Below are 18,670 nucleotides of genomic sequence, written 5' to 3' on the forward strand. Positions count from 1 at the left end.
CCCTCCAATTGGGGGAGACGTGTAAATCTTTGGAGTTTTACTACCGCCTTTGCTTCCGCCATTCCCATGGCGGCGTCGGCTCTCGATCCATCCAAAGCCCCTTCCGAGCCTCCCTGGCACGCTCTTCAGCGTGGGTGTATGCCAAGCGGTCAGCTCCGGATTGCTCTCGCTGGTAAGCCTTGTAGTGCCAAGCAAATCCCGCCTCGACCTGAGCCAGGTTGGCGTCCAGGCCTTCAACGAGGACTTTGCCAACGTTTCTGCCGTAGCGGTCAAGCTTGGTCGTTTCAACGGTCACTTCCTTGCCGGCAACCATGTCTGAGAGGTTGTCCTTGGACTTCTGACCGAAAGGCATGCCCTTTTCGGGAGCGTCGATACCGGAAAGGCGGATCTTGTGCTGGGTCTTGGACTGATCGAGGACCGTGATCGTGTCGCCGTCGCTGACTCGTACAACTTTGCCTTCGATGGTCTCACCGGCAGCAATCCCATGAGCGAGAACCATCAAGCACAGACCCACGACGCACCTAGATATCACACGCCGGCCTTTCACAGCGTTCAAGGGGGCGGAGTCGTAACGACTGGACGTAACCAAGTCGTGGCGGCCTCGTCCGGTGACATAGAGCGCAGCTTTGTGTCCTGCCAAATGACCACAGCAACCTCCTCCAACTGGGCAGGCTGAACTGTTTGCCAACGCTCATGCAGCTTCTCGCCGCACTTGGCAATCCATTGGCTGGGGGTCAACTCGTCCATGACTCAAATATACTGTATATAAACACATATTGTCCAGTACAATTGCGGGAATCGACAGCAGCCTTTGAGACAAGCACTGGAGAGCCAAATGACCTTTGCCGACAGCGAATCTTCCAAAAGTGAGCCATCTAATGAGGCTCAAAAGCCAATGGAAAGTAAAAGGCTCCTACGATTCGAAACCGCTGAGGAGTTTCGATCACGTCCTAACTACTGTGCCGATTTAGAACCCGAAAAAGACAAACCGCTACAAATATTCGGTGGGTATGGATTCAAGAAAGGTGCGTATGTTCACTGCGGCCTTGTAGGCTGCAAGCAATACCACGGAGCCGGCTTTAATGTGGTGAACGCCATTGGTAAAGAGACAAATATCGGGAGGTGTTGTGGCAAGACTCGCCTGGGAGCCGAATGGGCTGAGATGGAGGCAAGATTCCAAAAACAAACCACATTGCAGGCGCTTCAAGATGTCCTAGCCGAAGCAATGCGCAAACGTCAAGAGACTCTAGCAAACGCCAGAAAATTATCTTCCCTCGTTGAAGCTGCGCACAGGACCGTGGACACAATAATCGCTGCGATAGCTTCGGACAGGCCTCTACACAAAGCCTTCCTAAGCTGCCAGAAAGATCGCGGTAGATTGAGCTATTTCAGAAAATTAGATGCGGATGAGCGTGCGTTGTATCCAGGCCAAAGCACCGTCCGTACACCTATGGGCTACATCGATGGGATCAATGCCGCAAGCGTTAGTCCCAAGCTCATAAGAGAGTTAAAGTTCAAAATAATTGTTCCATTGGAGGAGCTAGAAGATGATAGTTTGGCCCTTCTATCTCACAAAGCACTAGCTGCCAAGTCACTTGAGTTCGGAGCTATGGGCGGCCTATTACAAACTGCAGAACTTTTTATCGCTGACGCTGAAAAGTTGTCCCGGCAAAAGAACTGGGAGAACTTTGAAAATTTCTGCGTTGCGTCTCAGGTCAATATGAGCGCAAATGCTCACCGAATTTTGCGCGGACTTGCCGGGACCTTGTGACAAGTCACTGCGCGGTCAATTCTTGATGTCCAACCTTTAAGCGAGTTGATCCAAACCCAATTTGGTCGCATGGATGAATATGCAGAAAAAGCGACACCACTACGTTCCCAAAGCCTACTTAAGTGCTTTCTGTGATGCAGAAGGTCGGATATGCGTTTACAGAAAGGACAGAGCTGAGACGTTGCTTCGCGTTAAACCTGATGCAACTCAATTTCGTGGCTACTACTATTCTCAACCTATACCCGAAGGGGGTACAGACAACAACACGCTAGAAGATTTATTCTCGACTATCGAAGGCCCGTGGCCAGAAACGGTATCAAGACTTCAGCGACGAGAAAACGTCAACGACAGGTTGGAGAATATCTTTGAGTTCATGGCACTGCAACGAGCGCGGGTTCCAGCGAGCCGCGATGGAACAGAAGCAGCACTCTCTGAAAAAGTTAGAGCGACTATGGTCGACATGTTGCAGAATGGAAAGTTGCCCCTCCTCCCGCAGGTTTAGAGAACATCGTTGACGATGTTCAGATTTCCATAGACCCGCATCAAAGCATTCACGCCATGGCCAAGGTAATGCAAGCCATGGGATCGATCTTCAATGAAGTGGGGCTTGCGGCAATACATAACACCTCACCACTTCCGTTCTTAACGAGTGACAACCCCGTTGCCTGGCTTAATCCAGCAACTCCGTTCGAACAGCAGCAGCCCTACGCTTTACAGCCTAACAGTCCAATCCTTCTCATGTTCCCCGTGAGTCCGAACGTACTCCTTTTGGGATCAACGGAATATCGGGAAAGTTTCGGCGCCCATGGTCTCTTGCATAGCGAAGTGAAAGATCCCGAATGGGTCGAGGTCATAAATGCCCAAACCTGCAGATTTGGCTATGAAGCTGTAATTGCGCAAAGTCCAGGTCAAGAGGATCTGATCAAACGATATGCCTCGATATCTCCAATATATAAACAGACAGGAGGATATGTAGGCCAACACCTCTTGCCACTACCTGACTATATTTTCGGAACTCGAACTCCAAAGCCAAAATGGCATAGCAAGTAGGCCCATCGGAGTCGAAAAGCCGCCCCTTCCCATGTGCTCCAACTACCGCCCAGTAACCCGTTCAGATCGGATGCTGACGTTTTTTGGTATTGAACGGGCCAAAGACGAAGCTCCAGTCGACGTTTGGCCTCTGGGGCTAGCCCCGTTCATCCGACTGGCCGAAGATGGCTCAGGCAACAAAGTCGTTGACGATGGAATTTTTGGTCTCCTCCCCCACTTCGCCGAACTCGCTGCGGGCCGGAAGACCTACAACGCCAAGTCGGAGACAGTGGCTAAGCTGCCCAGCTTTAGAGAGTCCTGGAGCAAAGGCTGGCGGTGCATCATTCCGGTCGAATCGTTCTATGAACCCAACTGGGAAACCGGCAAGGCCGTTCGCTGGTTGATCCAGCAGCCAGGTGAAGTTCCGATGGGACTAGCGGGGATCTACCGAAAGTGGCGACATCCAGACGGTCGGGAACAGCTTACATTTGCGATGCTGACGATCAACGCAGACGGCCATCCTGTGATGCAGCGGTTTCACAAGCCTGGCGACGAGAAACGAATGGTGGTGATCCTGGATCCCAAGGACTATGGGGAATGGCTGTCGTGTCCCGTGAAGGAAGCCCCGAAATTCTTCAAGCAATGGACTGGGCCGTTGGAAGCATTTGCTGCACCGCTACCTCCTAGAGCTCCTAAGGCTAGCAGTGTGAGAACTGTCAGAGTGCTGCCGCCTGAGGATCCGGGGCTGTTTTGAGACTGCATGCGTATGGGTCAAAGGTCACTTCTGGCGAAGCCTTCCAAATTGACTTGAAGCAATTCGGTCTCGACAGCTCAGCTTCTCGTCTTGATTCTTTCCTTCTATATATATAAGAAACTTCAGACTCACCGAAGCCCTGTGAAATCGACAAGTCCCGAGAATCGACGTACACAAAGTCCACTGACTTTGTGTACGAGCGCATCAAGCTGACAGCAAACGCGTAGGCATTGCGTAGAAGTCTTCGCACTCCATCGGCGCATCAAAATCTCGTTCAAGGCCCAACTCAGTCCAATCGATGTGATGCTCAAGTGCGCAACACTGCGCATCAAAAAACCGGCACGTTTGGCATCTACCCACCGGCGACGATTGCATGCCACGGCCTGTCAAGCTACGACCAATTCTGTCCACGCCTGTTGGCAACGACTCAAGCAAGACCTTGCGGCGCTTTAGGCGAAGCACCATCTCGTCCAGGTTCCAACCCACTGGGACCTCTGACTGAGAGAAATCTGTCGTTTTCTCTCGACCAGTGCCAATGACGGGAAAGAAGACGCCCAGCGGCTCCAGCAAGTCTTTTGTCATGCCAAGCGCAAAACTGTCCGCAGCAGCCTTATTTTCATTGGACCCACTGACGCGGACCTTCTCACGCAACGTCGCCAGCATGTTGAGCTCATTGGTCAGTTTGACCAACTCTCCCTCGGAGATCACCAAGGCCTTCAACCCCTCCTGTAATGCCTTATCCTGATTCAGCTTTTTCGAAAAGCCGATGCCATTCATCGCCCCACTCTGCATTCTCTGAAGCACCCGAAGGACTGGGATCAACTTCTCCGTCTTTTCAGCAGCTACCTGCGCCCAGGTCGAGCACTTTGAAGGCGTGAATAGATCAGACAACCAAGGCTCACGGTCACCGAACAACGACTGCAGTTTTCTGTAGCTGACCTTCCGGCCTTTTACCGGGTCTGTCAGACCACACAAGTGCATCAATACCGCGTGCTGCTCGTCAGCAATCTCACGATCCTTTCGCTCTTCAGCCTGGCCGTAGCTCCGCCGTTTTTCATCAGCCAACGAACGTAACCGCCAGAAATGAACATCTGGAACATCATGTCCACGACCCGGCATTAAAGCCAAGATTCGATCATCGTAATAGCGAGCTGCATCTCTCTGAGCGCGTTGAAACTGCTCCGTCGCTTGCTTCTTGACCTTGGCTGTAGACTTATCAGCGATTGAAGCGGCCAGCGGTTCAACTATCTGGTAGTTCTGGAACGAATCGTCCCGGATGAGTTGTCCCACGGCCTGGTTCTGCCTGCTCTCGATCTCCCTGTAGCTCCTGTAGGCCGACAGATCCAGGATTTGAGGCAAGTCATTTCCGTTGTATCCACCGCTGTACTCGTCAGCGAGGGCTTGCTGGACACGCTCAATGACGTCAGAACGTGGCGGGAAGTAGAACGGATCCATGTTCACCTCGCCCACATACACGCGTACTTCACAGGCGAGATCACCACGGTTTGCCCGGTTAATGGTCTGGATGATGCGACTGGTGTCAGCGGGAATCTTGTCGAAGCGGCAGTACAGGATCTCTAGCTGCCGGACGAAATTGAGACCAATCGAGAATATCGGACTGGCCACCAGAATAGGCTTTGACCCGATTCGGGCCTCCTCGACTTCTTCGTGAAGTGCTTCCTGGCGGGAAACAACATAGCATTGGTCCTCCAAGCCGAACTCTCGCAGCAAAATTCTGTAAGGCTCCATCTTGGAAGTGCTGATGGCCAGCATCACCTTCGGTAGTGGCCGCCCCTCATCTAGGGCCTGTTTCAAGCGTTTGAACAGCTCGATCACATCGGGACGAAAGTTATCCAGGGGATGGATGTGCAAGGGGTTGCGTTTGACCGGTTCGAACTCGTAGCAGCAATACCGGCTATCGACCAATGTTCCACCTTCAAGCTTCGTCAAGGTTCCGGTCAGCATAAGCCGCTGGATGTCCGTCAGCGTTCCAGTCATAAAGATGACAGACCTGGCCCTCGTGATGGCGTCCTTGAAGTAAGTGAACTTGGTACTGTTTTTACAGAAGTCGTCCAACGCGACGTGAAATTCGTCAATGACCAAGTGATACGGCGTCAAGGCCGCACGCTCCATCAACTTCAGGATTTTGGGCAGTGATTCGTTCGTTGTCACAAACGTACCGCTGCTGGGCGTGTACCGGTAGTCGAATGTTTGATAGTGGAACGACTCCACACCCTGTGCCAGCAGGTCTTGGTGCATTTGGGAGACCAAGGGGATCGTCTGTGCAACGTAAATGACCACGCCCACCTTTGCCTTTTCCCGAATCCACTCGATCACTGCTTGAGTCTTGCCAGAACCTGTCGGGGCCTGGACCAGGGCGTACTTTGAAGCGATGAAGCTGGCGAACGGGGGGACGTAGCCTGCGCTGGTGAGGGTCATGGTGCGGTGCGGAATCTCCTCAAACCACTTCAAGCCGTCACGAACATAGGCATATGCATCCTCAGACAACTCTTTCAGCGGAATGACAATGCCATCGCCGTGGCGTCTAGCGAACTGAGGCTGGAACTTGCTGACGTAGTAGGAGCCTGGTGTTCCCTCGTCGGCCAAGAATAGCTGGCAGAAGGCTTCATCTCGCAATACCGCGTTGACCAGCGACCGCCCCCCTCTGGGCGTACCCGAAGGCGGAACAAAATATTCAGCAGTCACTACCCCTGTGTTGGTCTGAAGCTGGATTTTCTTCTTTGCATAGCCATTGGCGACTTGCCAGTCGTGTCTTAGCCGTGACCGGCTCTGGTTGGCTTGTCGGATCATCTCCGGCAACAGCTCAGGCACATTGACCTCATCCCGGACACCCTGGATCAAGCCTTGACGGTTCTGCTCCTGCAGCAAGCACTGAATTCCTGCGTCAAAGATGGGGTTAGCTACGAAGTGAAGTTGAACAGACGAGACGATAGGAGCCGGGTCGATCCCGTAAACAAGCTCGGCCACACCTCGCTTGTTGGCGTGGATGTGAAAAAATCCGCTGTCCGTACAAAACTGCCTGAGATAAGCCCCGATCAGCCCCCCGCGGATGCGACGGTCTAAAAAGAAGAACAGGTGGACTCGTAGGCCGGGTTTAAGCAATTCGCCCTGAGCGTTGAGCACGCCTGAGCTGCCGCTGAACTGGTAGTGGCAAGTCACGTCTCGAAACTCGGCGGGCAGCTTTTCAGCGATGAGCCATTTGATGGCGTCTACAGACACGACCGAGATTCCGTCCGGGACTTCTAGGCCGTCGAAGTCCATCATGACCCAGTGTGTCCCGTCTGGGTGTTCCGGGAAGTTTTCCTTCAGTCTTTGGCAAGGCATCACGAGTCCAGGTGTACCGATGCCTCGGATCAATGCGGCTCGTGAGTTTCGGGAGAAATGCGTGATCAATTCACTCATCTCACGGATACCACTAACCGTAAACGTTTTTGCCAAGTAATAGAACGCGTTACCGTAGTTTTGCCGCTGTACCGAACCGTCTTCGTCGATAGTAAAACGCTTCGTGAGTGGCTTATCCTTTGCGAGCAAAACTGTAACGGTGGGCATGCCCGCAGGTTGCCCTTCCTCGGCCTTTTCATTTTTTGAATGAGTCATAGTATTTAACCTGGCTAAGCGGTGCAACCCGTCTTTAATAAACAGGTTGCACTTACTCATACCTCAAACGGCCTTCTTGAATTTGCCTTTCTTGAGCACTTTGGTACCCTTCATGAAGCGCCAATACCCCAGTTCGTCAGGCACAAGGCCCGTCGTGACGACTTCCGACCTGTTGAGAATCGGGTTAACCGCCGCAAACGCCGCTTTGGCTACGGCTGTGGTCAGTTTTCCCTTAAGACCAAAGGCAACGGCCCAGAGCCCAGAAGAGATACTGACCTTGGTTACCGCACCAACCTCGGAAGCTGACTGAAGCGCTTCAACAACCGTCAGAACCCGTGCGTATTCCGCTGAGCTTCCATGCGAAGACCCGGCAGGCAGGAATATCGTGTACGTGCCACTACCAACATCGGTTGTCTGGTCGTCTTCAGATTCGCCTGGAAACTCGATGTCGTCGAGCTGAATGGTCTCTTGCTCTTCAAGTTTGAGTGTCTCGTCATCTGTGGACGAGGTTGCATCATTTTTAGACATAGCTATCTTTCTGCGGCGATGCCGCATGAATTTTTAAACGTTTGATTTCGATTGAAAGCGTTGCGGCCGCAACGACTTTCGGTTGTCGGCCTGCAGAAGCTACTTGCAGCCGAAATATTGATGGGGAAACTAAATTAGCTGCTGACGGCAGGGCCGGACCGGTTTTGGATCCAGGCCTGGATTTCATGCGCCAGCCATGCAACGGCTCGGGTGGCAAGCTTGTGTTGGCGCGGAAACAGTCCCCGCTTAATCAACGCGTAAAGCGTGGACTTCTTCAGGCCAGTCAGCTGCATAACAGCCTTGAGGCGTAAGAGCTTGAGAGGCTCGGGTTCATTTTTTCTATCCATGAAGACACCTTTAAGAGTAAGTTGCACGTTCGCGGTGAACGTGTGTGTGTATCTTCAATGTTGTCGAAAACAATGCCCAGATTTGTACCTAGAAAACTACTTAGGTGTAGTTAGCATCCTTCATAAACGTCACTGATTTTCACTCTCAATGACGGCAAAAATCATTTTTTGCGCTTTGGTGAAATAAGTTTAGGGTAGGCGTCTCGAATCCACGTCTGAATGGTGCTTGGCTGGACTTTTTTTTGCTCAATCTCCGTCAACATATCGTGGATGTCGTTCCAGATGTCGAAATGCTTGCTCCAACGCCCGTACTTGAGTTTTTGTTTTGCTGAGCGCCTTAGACCGGCGAATGCAAACTTCAACACCCTCTTCTTCACCGGGTCAAAATTTTCACTGCGTTTGGTTCCCCCAGCCTTGCCAATCTTGCTGCGGACGGCCTTTGCCCCGCTCTCGACGACTAGGTGTTGGGAGTCATAAAGAACCCAATACCGGTGTGACAACTCCGTGAAAGCCACGATTTCTGCGACAAACGCAGACTGCTCTCTCGAAACGTCTGATGGCGTTTCAGAGTCGTTTTCCGTAGGGCATTTGTCGATTTCGCTTAGCCCTAATGTTGCAAGGAGTTCAAGTTCGTCCGACAAGGGAGTGTTAGGTGAGTCGATTCTCGGCATCAGCGCTCGTAGAAGGCGACGAAGAGGCGTGTCAAACGAGGTGAGCTGTGGAGTTGATTCCAATAACGCGGCTAGTCGATCAAATGATTGTTGTTGGCTATTTAAAGTTTGACGACTAGTTCTCCAGCGTTCGAATCTGGTTTTGTATATTGGGGATACTAGAAAGTGCATCCAATTCTTTCAAACGTTAGTACGGCGATGTACGCATTCGTCCAAGTGGTCCGACCAAGCCTGCATCATGACCCGCCGCTGCTTCAAGTACGTTGCGTGGTTATACGCCGCACTGACCTGGTCCCGTGGCAGGTGGGAAAGCTGCAGCTCAATGTGGTGGTGATCGAACCGAGCCTTGGGGAGGCTAAGGTACTCAGCCCTCCGCTGTATCATGCGGCCCGCTGAGACAGATCAATGATGTCTGCCCCCTTGCGCAGCTTATCCAGGTAGTCCGCCCACGATTGCATCATGACAGTCCGGTGCTGCAAGTATTGGGTGCGGTTGTAGGCTCGGCCATTGGCGTCTTTCACGGCGTGGGCAAGCTGTGCCTCAATCACCAGAGGGTCGCAATCCAGACGTTCTGCCAACATGGTTCGTGCCGTCGCTCTGAAGCCGTGCCAAGTGTGCACGTCTGGCGTGTAGCCAAGCGTAATCAAAGCCGTTCGGACTGAATTTTCAGATATTGGGCGATCATGATTACGCTCACCAGGAAACACCAACACCCCATGGCCAGTCAGGGGGTAAAGATTGCTCAGAATTTCCAAAGCCTGACGAGAGAGCGGAACTTGGTGAGGGTTGCCGTTTTCCTTACCATCCTTACCGCGTTTCATACGGGCGGCTGGGATTGTCCATAGCGCGTTTTCCAGGTCAATTTCTGCCCAGGCCGCAGCACGTAGTTCACCAGGTCTTTGAAACAGCAGCGGAGCTAACTGCAACGCAGAACGGACAATGTGGCCGCCCTTGTACGCCTGAATTGCCCGCAGCATCTCCCCCAACTTCACTGGGTCAGTGATGGCCGCAAAATGTTTGCCACGGTAGGGAGACAACGCACCTTTCAGATCCGATGTGATATCACGATCTACCCTCCCGGTAGCTACACCGTAACGCCAGACTTGCCGCGCAAGCATGAGGCCGCGATCAGCAGTTTCGATTGCACCTCGCTCCTCTACTTTGCGAAGTGTTGCAAGCAGCTCCACCGGCTCGATTGTCTTAAGTCGCCGATCACCTAACCTTGGGAACAAATCACGCTCAAACTGGCGCAATGATCGCTCAGCATGAGCCGTGCTCCATTGCGACAATTGTTTGCCGTACCACTCCAGGGCAACAACCTTAAAGGTCTCGCCCGCTGGATTGGTTGCTTTGAGCTTCGCGGCCACACGGACCTGAACAGGATCGTGGCCTTCAGATTTTTGCAATTTAGCCACGTCCCGAGCACGTCGCGCCGCTGTCAGACTAACGTCTGGATAGCTCCCCAGTGCCATTTGTTTTTCAACACCGGCAATTCGGTACTTCCAAAACCAGCGCTTCGAACCGGCTGGGCTGATTTGAAGGTATAACCCGCCGGAATCGCTAAATCGCGCTTGCTTCTTGTCCGATGGGCACTTGGCGTTTCTACATTGAGCATCGGTCAGCATTGGGGTACAGCTCCAGCATGGGGGATAAAAAAGCGCTTTTTAAGCAGAAAATGGGGGTACAAGTCCCAGAAAAATAACTAAAAATTTGCTTGTACCCCCGTTTGTACCCCCTCTTTAAACAGGCTGTCAATGGACCTTAGCGCACCTGCATAGACAGTCAAACCTCATAACTAATTGATTTACAAAGAAAAAAGGCCGCTTACTGGATGTCAGTAAACGGCCTTGGACGTTATAGTGGTGGAGCTGGGGGGATTTGAACCCCCGTCCGCAAGCCTTGTTCGGGCAGATCTACATGTTTAGCGGTCTGATTTGAGTCTCGCCACCTGTGTCGCGCAGTCGCACGCTACACAGGACGCCAGCACCCTATTTTCTTGCCCCGGGTTAAGGTACCCAGCCCGGAGCCAGCCGATGAAATTATCTTTACAGCCGGGAGCATTTAACTTGCGTCAAACACCCCTTGCCCAGCCCATCGGCCTGCTGTTGTAAAGCTCACTGGCAATTAAGCAGCGAGTGCGAAACGTTCGTCGTTTGCAGTTAGTTTGTTTGAATCAGTTTTACGAGCACACTCAGCTCGACATGCACCACACCGCGTCCGAACCCACGTCGAAACCAATGCAGCCCCAAGCCAAGTAGTTTAAGCCATCCGCAGCAAATTCAAGAGGGACGACGGCGAAACAATGGTGGCGTCGGCCTTCCAGTGCCGGGTATCGGCCAGCGCACCGAGGTAACCGTAGGCTGCGGCCACGGTCGGCATGCCGGCCGCGCGACCGGCGACGATGTCCCGCTCGTCATCCCCGACATAAATGCAGCGCCCGGGCTGGAGCTGGAGCTGGCGGGCAGCTTCGAGCAACGGCGCCGGATGCGGCTTGGCGTGCGGCGTGGTGTCGCCGCTGATGATGGTCTGCGCGGAGCCAAACAGCGGCATCCTGCGTGTCAGCGGCAGGGTAAAACGCGCCGATTTGTTGGTCACCACGCCCCACTTGAGCCCGGATCGGTCAATGTGTGCGATCAGCTCAGCCACGCCGTCGAAGGCATAGGTGCGCTCGGTCATGCAGGCTTCGTAATTGGCGAAAAACTCTTCTTTCAGGTCGCCGTAACCGTCATCGTCGGGGCTGAGGCCGAAAGCAATGCCAATCATGCCGCGCGCACCCGCACCGGCCATGGGCCGGTAATCTGTCAGCGGCAGCGACGCCAGACCGCGGTCGGTGCGCATCTTGTCGGCGGCTGCGCCCAGGTCGGGCGCACTGTCGATCAGGGTGCCGTCGAGGTCGAACAGCACGGCCTCAATATCGTTGAATATCGGCTCCATCGGTCACGGTTTCTGCGTGGCCAGCATGTAATTGACGCTGGTGTCGGCGCTGAGCCAGTAATGCCCGGACAGCGGGTTGTATTCCATGCCTTTGGTCTGCTGCAGCTCAAGCCCCGCACGGCGGCAATAGGCGGCCAGTTCGCTGGGTTTGATGAATTTGGCGTATTCGTGGGTGCCGCGCGGGAGCAGGCTCAACACATACTCGGCCCCGACAATGGCAAACAGAAAGGCCTTGGCATTGCGGTTGATCGTGGAAAAGAACACCTGGCCGCCCGGCTTGACCAGCGTCGCGCAGGCCCGCACCACGGAGGACGGGTCGGGCACGTGTTCGAGCATTTCCATGCAGGTGACGACATCAAAGGTCCCCGGCTGCTCGGACGCCAGTGCCTCGGCACTGATCTCGCGGTACTCGACGCCCTGGGTATTGGCCTCGAGCGCATGAAGCTGCGCCACCTTGAGCGCCTTGGTCGCCAGGTCGATCCCCAGCACCTGCGCGCCCCGGCGGGCCATGGCATCGGCGAGAATGCCACCCCCGCAGCCAATATCGAGGACGCGCTTGCCCTGGAGCGGCGCCAGACCCTCAATCCAGCCCAGCCTCAGGGGATTGATCTGGTGCAGGGGGCGGAATTCGCTCTCGGTGTCCCACCAGCGGTGGGCCAGATCGGAAAATTTGGCCAGTTCGGCCGGGTCTGCGTTTTCAGTGGTGTGCATGGATCTGATTATCGCCCGCCCATAAAAAAACCGCGCCGTAGCGCGGTTTTTTAAGTGATCCTTGAAGGATTACTTGTTGGCGCGGGTGCCAACCACTTCGATTTCCACGCGACGGTTCTTGGCGCGGCCTTCAGCAGTCTTGTTGTCAGCAACTGGCTGTTTCTCGCCTTTGCCTTCAGTGTAGACACGGTTTTTCTCAATGCCCTTGGACACCAGATAAGCCTTGACAGACTCAGAGCGGCGAACCGACAGCTTCTGGTTGTAGGAGTCGCTACCCACTGCATCGGTGTGACCGACAGCAATGATGACTTCCAGGTTGATGTCCTTGATCTTGCCGACCAGATCGTCAAGCTTGGCTTTGCCTTCAGGCTTGAGCACAGACTTGTCGAAGTCAAAGAACGCGTCAGCGGCGTAAGTGACTTTGGTGGCTGCGGGAGGAGCTACCGGTGCGGGTGCAGGACTGGCGGCAGGTGCTGCAGCAGCAGGTGCGGGAGCCGGTGTAACGACAGGGACAATAGCACCGTCGCAACCTGGAGCGGCAGTAGCCGGGGTCCAGTTGGCATCGCGCCAGCAGTATTCGTTGGTGCCGTTTTTCCAGACCAGCTCATTGGTGCCGTTTTTCCAGTTGTCAATTGTTTGTGCACCAGCGGCGGTTGCAAGCGCTGCGGAAGCAAACAACATTGCCACTTTGTTGAGTTTCTTCATGGTTCTCCTCTAGAGAAAAGCCGCAGACTTGCTGCGATTGGATACACGCCGTGAGTGACCATCACTCAAAGCGTTACAGTTATTGTGCCATAGCTCATTGACCGTTCAAGCGCGCTAGCGGCTTCGTCTGACACAGAATCGAGATTCTTTGTTTTTTGTTGCGGACTTGCCACACCCCGATCAAGCCCAAGTCAGGCCTTAAAATCAGCAGGCTTATCTCCTTGCGCGTTGCATTATCCTTTTCAGGCCTCTCATGACCCAGTTTGCCAAAGAAACCCTGCCCATCAGTCTTGAAGAGGAGATGCGGCGCAGCTACCTGGATTACGCGATGAGCGTGATCGTGGGTCGCGCCCTGCCCGATGCGCGCGACGGTCTCAAGCCGGTGCACAGGCGCGTCCTGTTTGCGATGCATGAGCTCAACAACGACTGGAACCGGCCTTACAAGAAATCGGCCCGTATCGTCGGCGACGTAATCGGCAAGTACCACCCGCACGGCGACCAGTCGGTTTATGACGCGATTGTCCGCATGGCCCAGGATTTTTCCATGCGCCACATGCTGGTGGACGGCCAGGGCAACTTCGGCTCGGTGGACGGTGACAGCGCCGCGGCCATGCGTTACACCGAAGTGCGGCTGTCCAAGATCGCCCAGGAGATGCTGACCGACATCGACAAGGAAACCGTCGATTTCGGGCCCAACTATGACGGCAGCGAGAAAGAGCCGCTGGTTCTCCCCTCCCGCATACCGAACCTGCTGATCAATGGCTCCGGCGGCATTGCCGTGGGCATGGCTACCAACATTCCACCGCACAACATCAACGAGGTCGTGGATGCCTGTCTGCACCTGCTGAAAAACCCCCAGGCCAGCATCGACGAGCTGATGGAAATCATCCCGGCGCCCGACTTCCCCACCGCCGGCATCATTTACGGCATCAACGGTGTCAAGGACGGCTACCGTACCGGCCGCGGCAAGGTCGTCATGCGCGCGCGCTGCCACTTCGAGGACATCGACAAGGGCCAGCGCCAGTCCATCATCGTGGACGAGCTGCCCTACCAGGTCAACAAGAAGACGCTGCAGGAGCGCATGGCCGAGCTGGTCCACGAGAAAAAGATCGAGGGCATCAGCCACATCCAGGATGAAAGCGACAAGTCCGGCATGCGCCTGGTCATCGAGCTCAAGCGCGGCGAAGTCCCCGAGGTCGTGCTGAACAACCTGTACAAGCAGACCCAGCTGCAGGACACCTTTGGCATCAACATGGTGGCCCTGGTCAACGGCCAGCCCAAGCTGTGCAACCTGAAAGACCTGATCCAGGTGTTCCTGTCGCACCGCCGCGAGGTGGTCACACGGCGCACAGTGTTCACACTGCGCAAGGCGCGCGAGCGCGGCCATGTCCTGGAGGGCCTGGCCGTTGCGCTGGCCAACATCGATGATTTCATCGCGATCATCCGCAATGCGCCGACACCGCCGGTCGCCAAGGCCGAGCTGATGCTGCGCCCATGGGACAGCAGCCTGGTGCGCGAGATGCTGACACGCACCCGCGCGGACGGCGGCGTGGTCAATGCCGACGACTACCGCCCCGACGGGCTGGAGAAGGACTTCGGCATGGGCAGCGACGGGCTGTACCGCCTGTCTGAAACCCAGGCCCAGGAAATTTTGCAGATGCGCCTGCAGCGCCTGACCGGCCTGGAGCAGGACAAGATCGTCGCCGAGTACAAGGAAGTCATGGCGGAAATCGACGACCTGCTCGACATCCTGGCGCGTCCGGAACGCGTCTCCACCATCATTGGCGAAGAACTCGCCGTCATCCGCCAGGAGTTCGGCCAGTCCAAGCTGGGCCTGCGGCGTAGCCAGGTCGAGCACAGTTCGTTCGACCTCAGCACCGAAGACCTGATCACGCCGACCGACATGGTGGTCACGCTCTCGCACACGGGTTACATCAAGAGCCAGCCGCTGTCCGAATACCGCGCGCAAAAACGCGGCGGTCGCGGCAAGCTGGCGACGGCCACCAAGGAAGACGACTGGGTGGACCAGCTCTTCATCGCCAATACGCACGACTACATCCTGTGTTTTTCCAACCGTGGCCGGCTCTACTGGCTCAAGGTATGGGAAGTACCCGCGGGTTCACGCGGCTCGCGCGGCCGGCCCATCGTCAACATGTTTCCGCTGCAGGAAGGCGAAAAAATCACGGTGGTGCTGCCGCTGACCGGGGAAAAACGCAGCTTCCCGGCGGACCAGTATGTGTTCATGGCCACCAGCATGGGCACCGTCAAAAAGACACCGCTGGAGGACTTCAGCAACCCGCGCAAGGCCGGCATCATTGCCGTGGACCTGGACGACGGCGACTACCTGATAGGCGCCGCGCTGACCGACGGCAAGCACGACGTGATGCTGTTCTCGGACGGCGGCAAGGCGGTGCGTTTCGATGAAAACGACGTGCGACCGATGGGCCGAAATGCCCGCGGCGTGCGCGGCATGATGCTTGATGAAGGCCAGGGCGTGATTGCCATGCTGGTCGCGGAAGACGAAGCCCAAAGCGTTCTGACGGCCACCCAGAACGGCTACGGCAAACGCACCTCCATCCAGGAATACACGCGCCATGGCCGCGGTACCAAGGGCATGATTGCCATCCAGCAAAGCGAGCGCAACGGCAAGGTCGTCGCCGCCACCCTGGTACATACGGACGATGAAATCATGCTGATCACCGACAAGGGCGTGCTGGTTCGCACCCGGGTCAGCGAGATCCGGGAGATGGGCCGCGCCACCCAGGGCGTCACACTGATCGGCCTTGATGAAGGCTCCCAGCTCAGCGGCCTGCAGCGCATCGTGGAAAACGATGCCAGCCTGGACGACAATGACACGGACACGGACACAGACACTGACTCAGGCGCAACCGCCTCCAACCCGGAAACGAATTGATGAAAAAACTGCTCACCACCCTCCTGATTGCCGGCTACGCCTTTTCGGCCGGAAGTCAAGCCCAGACGGTCGACCCCAAGCTCGAATGGGCCACCCGGCTGGTAGCCCTGCAGCAGGGTCCGGATCTGGACAGCCTGGTCGAACAGCTGGCCGGCGGCGCCACCCAGGACCTGATCGCCGGCTGGGAATCCAGGCTGGAAACCTCCGTTCCCGCCGCCCGACAGGCCAAGGTCACCGAAGACCTCAACGCCGAGCTTGCCAAGTTCGCGGCAGACGCCAACAAGATCATTGCCAGCAAGGTGAGCCAGGCCAACCGGGATGCCCTGGTGCCGGCCTACATGGACCGTTTCACACTGGAAGAACTCAAGCAACTCACCGCTTTTTTCGACTCCCCTGCCGTGAAAAAATACAAGGCCTCCACCCCCGATCTGGTGGGCGTTTTCGTCAATAAACTGGTGGAGAGTTCCAAAACCGAGATCCAGGCCCGCGCCAAGCAGTTCAATGAAACCGCCACCAAAATCGTGGGTGTGGCACCAGCGGCCAAACCTGCGGGCGCCGCACCAGCGGCCAAACCCGCGAAAAAATGACGCGGGGTCGCTCCGCCCAGCCGGCGTGCCGGCGCCCAACTTTCCACCCATGCGGCGCCCTCCCGACCGCCTGGCTTGAGACGCCTTATCCATGACCCAAAGTCTTCAGCAACTTCGCGTAAAAATCGATTCGGTCGACCAGCAACTGCTGGCGCTCCTGAACCAGCGCGCGGCGCTGGCCAACGAGGTCGGCGAGATCAAACGCCAGGACGGTTCGCCGGTCTTCCGGCCGGAACGTGAGGCCCAGGTCATCCAGGGGCTGCAGGCGGCCAACCCCGGACCGCTCAAAGGGGACAACATCGCCCATATCTGGCGCGAAGTCATGTCGGCCTGCCGCGCGCTTGAAGCGCCCCAGCGCGTGGCCTACCTCGGTCCTGCCGGTACCTTCAGCGAGCAGGCTGCCGTGCAGTTTTTCGGCTCCAGCATCGAACACGTGCCCTGCGCCAGTTTTGACGAGGTGTTTCGCGCCGCGACGGCCGGCACCGCCCAGTTCGGCGTTGTTCCGGTGGAGAACAACACCGAAGGCGTGGTGACACGCACACTGGACCTGTTCCTGAATTCGCCCCTGCACGTGGTGGGCGAAACCAGCCTGTTGGTACGCCACAACCTGCTGCGCCTGACGGCATCGCTCGACGGCATCAAGGTCGTGCTGGCCCACGCACAGGCCCTGGCGCAATGCCAGGGCTGGCTCACAACCCATTTGCCCGACGCCGAGCGACGCGCAGTCTCCAGCAATGCCGAAGGAGCGCGCCTGGCGGCCAGTGACACCGCGTGGGCCGGTATCGCGAGCGAGCGTGCCGGGGCCGAATTCGGCCTGCACATTGCGGCCCATGCGATCCAGGACGACGCCTTCAACCGAACCCGCTTTGCCGTGATCTGCCTGCCGCAGGTGCTGGGCGCGCCACAGGCATCGGGCAAGGACTGCGTCAGCCTGATTGTGTCGGTTCCCAACAAGCCGGGCGCTGTCCACGACATCCTGGTCCCCCTGAAAACCCATGGCGTGTCCATGACGCGCTTCGAGTCGCGCCCTGCGCGCTCGGGTCAGTGGGAATACTTTTTCTACATCGACTTGCAGGGTCACCCTTCGCAGCCCAACGTGGCAGCGGCCCTGAAAGACCTGCAGCAGCTTTGCGCCTTCTACAAAGTGCTGGGCACCTATCCGGTCAGCGACTGAAACCATGACGCAATTGCAAGCAACCACGACCCCCCGACATGTTTGAACAACTGGGATTGATAGGCTGCGGCCTGATGGGGGGCTCCTTTGCGCTGGCGCTCAAACGTGCAGGTCTGGTCAAGCGGGTGGTGGGTTACAGCAAATCGCCGTCTACCACCGAGCGGGCTCGCCAGATGGGCGTGATCGACGTGGAGGCGCCTTCGGCACTGCTGGCGGTCTCCGGGGCCGACATCGTGCTGCTGGCCGTGCCGGTGTCCGCCACCGAGGCCACCTTCAAGGCCATCCGCCACCTGGTGACCCCCACAACGCTGATCATGGACGTCGGCTCCACCAAGCGCGATGTCGTGGACGCAGCGCGCCGGGTGCTGCGCGACCACCTTGGCTGTTTCGTGCCGGCCCATCCGATCACCGGCAAGGAAGTCTCGGGTGTCGAACATGCCGATGCGGACCTGTACACCGGAAAACAGGTCATCCTCACGCCAATCGAGCGCACCTTCACCGTCCAGTTGCAGAAGGCGGTGGATGTCTGGACGGCGCTGGGCTGCGACGTCCTCAAGATGTCGCCCCAGTCGCATGACGCCGCGTATGCCGCCGTCAGCCATCTGCCGCACCTGATTGCGTTTGCGCTGATCAACAGCATCTCCGGCCAGGCTCAGGGCAAGGATTACCTGTCGCTGGCCGGCCCGGGATTTCGCGACTTCACCCGCATCGCGGCAAGCGATCCCAAAATGTGGCGGGACATCCTGATTGCCAACCGGGAAGAGTTGCTGGAGCAATCAAAAATTTTCCAGGCCACCCTGCATTCGCTTGAAAAACTGATCAGCAGCGGCGACGGCGATGCGCTGGAAGCAGGGATCGACCACGCCAGCCATACCCGCGCCAACTGGCGGATCACCCCCCTCAAAGCCCTCAAATAGGCGCGGGGCC

17 protein-coding genes and 1 other RNA gene are annotated in these 18,670 nt (G+C 56.4%); 8 read left to right on the plus strand and 10 right to left on the minus strand.

The genetic code is table 11. The annotated features are described in order from the left end of the window. Positions 1 to 40 precede the first annotated feature (40 nt). Positions 41 to 499 (minus strand): thermonuclease family protein, encoded by a 459-nt coding sequence (locus PSV26_RS14360; protein ID WP_300571774.1) that lies wholly within the window; start codon positions 497 to 499, stop codon positions 41 to 43. A 336-nt stretch (positions 500 to 835) separates the two neighbouring features. Between PSV26_RS14360 and PSV26_RS14365 the strand changes: the two genes are divergently transcribed. The 4 genes from PSV26_RS14365 (at position 836) to PSV26_RS14370 (ending at position 3,554) form a co-directional block, all read left to right on the plus strand. Then, positions 836 to 1,771: a hypothetical protein gene (locus tag PSV26_RS14365; protein WP_300571647.1), complete on the plus strand. Its 936-nt coding sequence runs from the start codon at positions 836 to 838 to the stop codon at positions 1,769 to 1,771. A gap of 79 nt (positions 1,772 to 1,850) precedes the next feature. Then, a complete protein-coding gene (locus tag PSV26_RS22690) occupies positions 1,851 to 2,273 on the plus strand; it encodes a DUF4238 domain-containing protein (protein ID WP_366946012.1) in 423 nt (140 codons plus the stop codon). A gap of 23 nt (positions 2,274 to 2,296) precedes the next feature. Further along, positions 2,297 to 2,821 carry a DUF4238 domain-containing protein gene (locus tag PSV26_RS22695; RefSeq protein ID WP_366946013.1) on the plus strand — a complete coding sequence of 175 codons (525 nt, stop codon included), beginning with the start codon at positions 2,297 to 2,299 and terminating at the stop codon, positions 2,819 to 2,821. A gap of 31 nt (positions 2,822 to 2,852) precedes the next feature. Then, on the plus strand, positions 2,853 to 3,554 hold the full coding sequence (locus tag PSV26_RS14370; protein ID WP_366946010.1) for an SOS response-associated peptidase family protein: 702 nt from the start codon (positions 2,853 to 2,855) through the stop codon (positions 3,552 to 3,554). Positions 3,555 to 3,758: 204 nt separating this feature from the next. On the opposite strand, the gene PSV26_RS14375 is transcribed toward PSV26_RS14370, so the two are convergent. From PSV26_RS14375 to ompA, 9 genes are all read right to left on the minus strand, one after another. Continuing rightward, complete coding sequence (locus PSV26_RS14375; RefSeq protein WP_300571649.1) at positions 3,759 to 7,172, minus strand: DEAD/DEAH box helicase; 3,414 nt, start codon at positions 7,170 to 7,172, stop codon at positions 3,759 to 3,761. A gap of 63 nt (positions 7,173 to 7,235) precedes the next feature. Beyond that, on the minus strand, positions 7,236 to 7,700 hold the full coding sequence (locus PSV26_RS14380; RefSeq protein WP_300571650.1) for a hypothetical protein: 465 nt from the start codon (positions 7,698 to 7,700) through the stop codon (positions 7,236 to 7,238). A gap of 134 nt (positions 7,701 to 7,834) precedes the next feature. After that, positions 7,835 to 8,047, minus strand: coding sequence for an AlpA family transcriptional regulator (locus tag PSV26_RS14385; protein ID WP_300571652.1), 213 nt, complete (start codon positions 8,045 to 8,047; stop codon positions 7,835 to 7,837). A 161-nt stretch (positions 8,048 to 8,208) separates the two neighbouring features. Then, a complete protein-coding gene (locus PSV26_RS14390; RefSeq protein WP_300571653.1) occupies positions 8,209 to 8,688 on the minus strand; it encodes a hypothetical protein in 480 nt (159 codons plus the stop codon). Between the two features lie 410 nt (positions 8,689 to 9,098). Further along, the gene (locus PSV26_RS14395) at positions 9,099 to 10,343 is read right to left on the minus strand and encodes a site-specific integrase (RefSeq protein ID WP_300571655.1); all 1,245 of its coding nucleotides are present in this window, start codon (positions 10,341 to 10,343) and stop codon (positions 9,099 to 9,101) included. A 235-nt stretch (positions 10,344 to 10,578) separates the two neighbouring features. Next, positions 10,579 to 10,965: a transfer-messenger RNA gene (ssrA, locus tag PSV26_RS14400) on the minus strand. Positions 10,966 to 10,977: 12 nt separating this feature from the next. Beyond that, on the minus strand, positions 10,978 to 11,643 hold the full coding sequence (locus tag PSV26_RS14405) for an HAD-IA family hydrolase (protein WP_300571776.1): 666 nt from the start codon (positions 11,641 to 11,643) through the stop codon (positions 10,978 to 10,980). A 12-nt stretch (positions 11,644 to 11,655) separates the two neighbouring features. Then, complete coding sequence (gene ubiG / locus PSV26_RS14410) at positions 11,656 to 12,363, minus strand: bifunctional 2-polyprenyl-6-hydroxyphenol methylase/3-demethylubiquinol 3-O-methyltransferase UbiG (protein WP_300516413.1); 708 nt, start codon at positions 12,361 to 12,363, stop codon at positions 11,656 to 11,658. 69 nt (positions 12,364 to 12,432) lie between these two features. After that, positions 12,433 to 13,068 (minus strand): outer membrane protein OmpA, encoded by a 636-nt coding sequence (ompA, locus tag PSV26_RS14415; protein ID WP_300571656.1) that lies wholly within the window; start codon positions 13,066 to 13,068, stop codon positions 12,433 to 12,435. A gap of 253 nt (positions 13,069 to 13,321) precedes the next feature. Between ompA and gyrA the strand changes: the two genes are divergently transcribed. From gyrA to PSV26_RS14435, 4 genes are all read left to right on the plus strand, one after another. Then, complete coding sequence (gene gyrA / locus PSV26_RS14420) at positions 13,322 to 15,982, plus strand: DNA gyrase subunit A (RefSeq protein WP_300571658.1); 2,661 nt, start codon at positions 13,322 to 13,324, stop codon at positions 15,980 to 15,982. Next, entirely contained in the window at positions 15,982 to 16,569 is a 588-nt protein-coding gene (locus PSV26_RS14425) for a DUF2059 domain-containing protein (protein ID WP_300571660.1), read from the plus strand. Before gyrA ends, PSV26_RS14425 begins: the two co-directional genes overlap by 1 nt. A gap of 91 nt (positions 16,570 to 16,660) precedes the next feature. After that, a complete protein-coding gene (gene pheA / locus PSV26_RS14430; protein ID WP_300571662.1) occupies positions 16,661 to 17,743 on the plus strand; it encodes a prephenate dehydratase in 1,083 nt (360 codons plus the stop codon). A gap of 38 nt (positions 17,744 to 17,781) precedes the next feature. Next, a complete protein-coding gene (locus tag PSV26_RS14435) occupies positions 17,782 to 18,660 on the plus strand; it encodes a prephenate dehydrogenase/arogenate dehydrogenase family protein (RefSeq protein WP_300516428.1) in 879 nt (292 codons plus the stop codon). Positions 18,661 to 18,670: the final 10 nt, after the last annotated feature.

The sequence above is a fragment of the Polaromonas sp. genome, assembly GCF_029945685.1.
Taxonomy (GTDB): Bacteria; Pseudomonadota; Gammaproteobacteria; order Burkholderiales; family Burkholderiaceae_C; genus Polaromonas.

What these genes read in the sequence shown, in the direction of transcription:
- PSV26_RS14360 (WP_300571774.1), bottom strand. Translation starts at nt 499, where the DNA reads ATGGTTCTCGCTCATGGGATTGCTGCCGGTGAGACCATCGAAGGCAAA.
- PSV26_RS14365 (WP_300571647.1), top strand. Translation starts at nt 836, where the DNA reads ATGACCTTTGCCGACAGCGAATCTTCCAAAAGTGAGCCATCTAATGAG.
- PSV26_RS22690 (WP_366946012.1), top strand. Translation starts at nt 1,851, where the DNA reads ATGCAGAAAAAGCGACACCACTACGTTCCCAAAGCCTACTTAAGTGCT.
- PSV26_RS14370 (WP_366946010.1), top strand. Translation starts at nt 2,853, where the DNA reads ATGTGCTCCAACTACCGCCCAGTAACCCGTTCAGATCGGATGCTGACG.
- PSV26_RS14375 (WP_300571649.1), bottom strand. Translation starts at nt 7,172, where the DNA reads ATGACTCATTCAAAAAATGAAAAGGCCGAGGAAGGGCAACCTGCGGGC.
- PSV26_RS14380 (WP_300571650.1), bottom strand. Translation starts at nt 7,700, where the DNA reads ATGTCTAAAAATGATGCAACCTCGTCCACAGATGACGAGACACTCAAA.
- PSV26_RS14385 (WP_300571652.1), bottom strand. Translation starts at nt 8,047, where the DNA reads ATGGATAGAAAAAATGAACCCGAGCCTCTCAAGCTCTTACGCCTCAAG.
- PSV26_RS14395 (WP_300571655.1), bottom strand. Translation starts at nt 10,343, where the DNA reads ATGCTGACCGATGCTCAATGTAGAAACGCCAAGTGCCCATCGGACAAG.
- ubiG (WP_300516413.1), bottom strand. Translation starts at nt 12,363, where the DNA reads ATGCACACCACTGAAAACGCAGACCCGGCCGAACTGGCCAAATTTTCC.
- ompA (WP_300571656.1), bottom strand. Translation starts at nt 13,068, where the DNA reads ATGAAGAAACTCAACAAAGTGGCAATGTTGTTTGCTTCCGCAGCGCTT.
- gyrA (WP_300571658.1), top strand. Translation starts at nt 13,322, where the DNA reads ATGACCCAGTTTGCCAAAGAAACCCTGCCCATCAGTCTTGAAGAGGAG.
- PSV26_RS14425 (WP_300571660.1), top strand. Translation starts at nt 15,982, where the DNA reads ATGAAAAAACTGCTCACCACCCTCCTGATTGCCGGCTACGCCTTTTCG.
- pheA (WP_300571662.1), top strand. Translation starts at nt 16,661, where the DNA reads ATGACCCAAAGTCTTCAGCAACTTCGCGTAAAAATCGATTCGGTCGAC.
- PSV26_RS14435 (WP_300516428.1), top strand. Translation starts at nt 17,782, where the DNA reads ATGTTTGAACAACTGGGATTGATAGGCTGCGGCCTGATGGGGGGCTCC.